The sequence below is a fragment of the Yersinia massiliensis CCUG 53443 genome, assembly GCF_000312485.1.
Lineage (GTDB): Bacteria > Pseudomonadota > Gammaproteobacteria > Enterobacterales > Enterobacteriaceae > Yersinia > Yersinia massiliensis.
In genome coordinates this window covers 1-810 of sequence record NZ_HE997661.1, presented here as the reverse complement: position 1 = coordinate 810, position 810 = coordinate 1, and the positions used below count along the sequence as shown (strand labels likewise).

Sequence of the window (810 nt, the reverse complement as noted above, 5' to 3'; positions counted from 1 at the left end):
GGTTCTGTCGCGTTAGCGTAGCTCAGTTAGCAAAAGTTGCGTTGTCGGTTATTTAGGCTGCTAGCAAATAGAATTGTTCCGCAGCTGACAGTCCCTCACTTTGCAGGTGTCGATATTGCCCTTTGCGTATCATATGAATTAATTCAATGCCTGCCAGTATCGTCTGCGCCCGGCGAAATGATTTAAATCCCGTCATCAGTCGGGTTCGCCGCTTTATATTTCGATGGTCCTGCTCAATCAGATTATTCAAATATTTGCTCTGCCTGATAGTGATAGTTTCATCTTCGGCTTTATCGGCATTAAGCGTCGCCAGCGCTGCTGTATTGGCTCCACTTTTATCGATAGTGACCACTTCAGGTTCATTGTGGTACCGGATGGCCTTGCGAAAGAAGCGCAACGCCGCTGCCGCATCCCGTTTGGCCGTCAACAGGAAATCGATGGTCTGGCCTGCAGTATCCACCGCGCGATAGAGATATTTCCACTGCCCTTTGATTTTGATATAGGTTTCATCCATGCGCCATCGACTGCCCACAGAGCGTTTATGCCGGCGGAAGGCCTTGTCTAACAAGGGCACCAGGCGAATAACCCAACGATGAAGCGTGGAATGGTCAACAGCAATACCGCGTTCAGCCATCATTTCTTCGATATTTCGCAGGCTCAGGGCATAAGCCAGATACCAGCGAACACATTGTACGATGATATCAACGGGGTAATGCAAGCGTTTGAAGGCGTTTCGGATCAGAGGCATGGGTAGGCAACATCTTTAAAAAAACAGCATGTTACCTGATGATGTCTTAATGCGACAGAACC

The 810-nt window shown here is 48.5% G+C and carries 1 protein-coding gene; it reads right to left on the bottom strand.

From position 1 onward, the window contains the following. Positions 1-52 precede the first annotated feature (52 nt). On the bottom strand, positions 53-748 hold the full coding sequence (locus tag BN68_RS22835) for an IS6 family transposase (RefSeq protein ID WP_019213468.1): 696 nt from the start codon (positions 746-748) through the stop codon (positions 53-55). Between the last annotated feature and the right edge of the window lie 62 nt (positions 749-810).

What these genes read in the sequence shown, in the direction of transcription:
- BN68_RS22835 (WP_019213468.1), bottom strand. Translation starts at nt 748, where the DNA reads ATGCCTCTGATCCGAAACGCCTTCAAACGCTTGCATTACCCCGTTGAT.